This is a genomic window from Moorena sp. SIO4E2, from assembly GCF_010671945.1.
GTDB lineage: Bacteria > Cyanobacteriota > Cyanobacteriia > Cyanobacteriales > Coleofasciculaceae > Moorena > Moorena producens.
On sequence record NZ_JAAHIE010000780.1, the window covers coordinates 1 to 2885 of the forward strand.

Below are 2885 nucleotides of genomic sequence, written 5' to 3' on the forward strand. Positions count from 1 at the left end.
TACTTCATCCTAAATTTAAATCAATTATCATTAGTTGGTTATAATTATAGGTTTCCTAAATCAATTGTGATAATTTTTGATCCCAAGTTCCCGACTCCCGACTCCCGACTCCCGACTCCCGACTCCCGACTCCCTTTTATTTACTATGAATTGGCTGATTGAGCCCCTAGGTTTTGAATTTATGCGGAATGCGATCGCAACGGCTGTGCTGTTGGGGATATTAGGCGCAGTGGTAGGCAGCTACTTAATAGTACAACAAATGAGCCTGATTAGTAGTGTGATTGCCCATTCGGTTTTACCTGGTCTCTCAATCGCATTTTTTTTAGGAATAAATATCTCTATTGGTGCATTGATTGTAGGTATCATTAGCGCTTTAGTTGTAGCGGTGATTCCTAAGCGTACCCGAGTCAAAGTCGATGCAGCAATGGCGTTGACCCTCAGCAGTTTTTTAGGCTTAGGAGTCATCCTAATTACGGTTCTGAAAACTAACCAACTTGACTTAGAAGATATTCTTTTTGGTGACATCTTAGGGGTGAGACCAGCAGATGTCTGGCAAACCCTGGTGATTACAGGAGTAATTTTACTATTAACAAAGTTATTCTATAAAGAGCTATTATTCTATACCTTTGATCCCTTGGGAGCCCAAGCTAGCGGTTTACCGGTAAAACTAATTTATTTCGGGTTAATCTTGGCGATTACTCTCACCATTGTCGCCAGTATGCAGACGGTAGGGGTGTTGCTGGTTATTTCTCTGTTAATCGGACCCGCGACTACCGCTTATTTATTAGTCAAAGAATTACATCATATGATGGGTTTAGGCTCAATGATTGGAATTATTTCCAGTGTCAGTGGCATGTATATAAGCTATTATTTTAATTGGCCATCAGGTCCAGCAATTGTAATGGTAATCTTTAGCTTATTTTTCCTGGCATTTTTGTTTAGCCCAACCCAAGGTATTCTAACGGAGCCAGCGATAGCAGGTCGCCCGGCTAAGTTATTGACTTTGCTGAAAGAATTATTGAGATCGAATCGAGGGTAAGCTATCAGCAATCAGCAATCAGCAATCAGCAATCAGCAATCAGCAATCAGCAATCAGCAATCAGCAATCAGTTGACAGCTGACGGCTGATTGCTGCTGACTATATTGCCAATCATCTAGTGTCACCCTTCGCAGTAGAACTTCAATCAATATCTTGACCTTCTTGCGGTAGTCTTAGACTTGCATAAGTACTATGAGTAGATTTATATCTCCAACAATCCTCTTGCAGAGGTCTTCGGATTACCAGGGTCAGCGCAATAAAGGATAAGCCAATGACTCAACTTGAGCTATTTAATACTGCCTCTCTCACCAGTCCTAAAAAAGTCATCAATGTAGCCAGTGTCCCCCAACGTAGCCCATTTCGCTATGCTGGTGGTAAAACTTGGCTAATACCCCAAATTCGCCAATGGTTGTATAATAAAGGTGGTACAGACAAGGAACTTTTTGAACCTTTTGCTGGTGGAGGTATAGTCAGTCTTACTGCTGCTTTCGAGAATTTAGTAGGTAGAGTGACTATGGTAGAAAAAGATGAAGGGGTTGCTGCTGTGTGGCAGGTGATTTTAGGTGGTGGTGCCGAATGGCTAGCTGAAACTATTGTCAACTTTCATCTAACTCCACAGAGTGCTAAGCAAGCTATTGTGAGCTTGACGAGGGGCTTACGATCCAAGCTCGAATCGTGAAACCCGCGAATTTGGAATGACCAGGAATCTTTATAACTCCGATGCTGAAAGTCGCCCTTCCATTGGCTCGTATTCATCTTCTAACAGCCAAGTTTGGGTTTCATCATAGGTTGCTCCACTAAACACAACCTTGTAATTCTCAGCAGGATCGTACACACAACAACTACCTGATGAATTACCCAGTAACAGCAGGATGTAGGGAGGGGATAGCATGGGGTCAATCCAAACTTCAGCGAAATCCCAATCACTATTGGCTGGGTCGAGTACGGGGAATAACATGGTATTGGTTTTTTCCATCTATCTTCACGAAGAGCAATCGCCTCCACCCCCCAGAGCATTTGCTGTGATAAATGCTTAGGAAACCAAGCAAGCTCAAGAACTCCAGCACTTTTGTGCTTACCAGACTAACCGTCAATTAATGATGGGTTACGCTATCACTAACCCATCCTACTGGACTTACTAATTACTACACCCGGGAACGAGGTTGATTTTAAGCTGACTGCTGACTGCTGACTGCTAAATGCTTACCCTTCTCCTTTAAGCATTTTCACTATAATCCCAATAATTTTACTAATATCACTGATGTAATAGTTATCATTATTGATATAAGCGACATTTTTCTCAAGCTTAAGGAACCTCGATTTATCTCCTTAGGTGCGCTTTCCGTTGGCGAATTAAATTCGCCACGGGTCGCACCTCTTGTAACTGCACCATATACACAGGGTAACTCATGATTGGCTTTTGCCTGGGATAGCCTGACCCAAACGATGTTGGCGTAGCCTTCCCGAAGGGTAGCCGATGCTCTGGGGCGACTCCTTCGGGAAGGTTAATTAGCCACGCCAAGGCTTGTCTTAGCTGGGTTTCGTACCTCAAGCTAGCCTAGGATGGGACTACTGAGCTTATAGCAACCGAAGTATAGTTTAGGACAGAGTATTTTGGTTGAAAGGGAGTAGGGAGTAGGGAGCAGGAAGCAGAAATATGTCTTAAGCTTTACATCGACTGCTATACCGGACAAGGCAGAAATCTGGAAGGTCTTCAATTGGAATTCCCTCATCGCAGGGGCCAGTAAACTTGAATGCCTCTGCTTCAATAAAATCACCAGTAACATTACCGACTAGATCATAGTTTCCTGAGAGTTCCAACTTCTTGACTGGTGCTCCTTCTTTC

The 2885-nt window shown here is 43.2% G+C and carries 4 protein-coding genes and 1 pseudogene; 2 read left to right on the forward strand and 3 right to left on the reverse strand.

Going from position 1 to position 2885, the window contains the following annotated elements; genetic code table 11:
• The first annotated feature begins 145 nt into the window (after window positions 1–145).
• Both F6K37_RS37070 and F6K37_RS37075 read left to right on the forward strand, forming a co-directional pair.
• A complete protein-coding gene (locus tag F6K37_RS37070; RefSeq protein WP_287255989.1) occupies window positions 146–1039 on the forward strand; it encodes a metal ABC transporter permease in 894 nt (297 codons plus the stop codon).
• A 271-nt stretch (window positions 1040–1310) separates the two neighbouring features.
• A complete protein-coding gene (locus F6K37_RS37075) occupies window positions 1311–1718 on the forward strand; it encodes a DNA adenine methylase (RefSeq protein WP_008185477.1) in 408 nt (135 codons plus the stop codon).
• Between the two features lie 30 nt (window positions 1719–1748).
• Here F6K37_RS37075 and F6K37_RS37080 read toward each other — a convergent pair whose 3' ends face one another.
• From F6K37_RS37080 to F6K37_RS37090, 3 genes and pseudogenes are all read right to left on the reverse strand, one after another.
• Window positions 1749–2015 (reverse strand): hypothetical protein, encoded by a 267-nt coding sequence (locus tag F6K37_RS37080; protein ID WP_008185476.1) that lies wholly within the window; start codon window positions 2013–2015, stop codon window positions 1749–1751.
• Window positions 2016–2360: 345 nt separating this feature from the next.
• Window positions 2361–2591 carry a hypothetical protein gene (locus F6K37_RS37085; RefSeq protein ID WP_131827239.1) on the reverse strand — a complete coding sequence of 77 codons (231 nt, stop codon included), beginning with the start codon at window positions 2589–2591 and terminating at the stop codon, window positions 2361–2363.
• 110 nt (window positions 2592–2701) lie between these two features.
• A pseudogene (locus F6K37_RS37090) lies at window positions 2702–2885 on the reverse strand (linear amide C-N hydrolase); the annotation flags it as partial.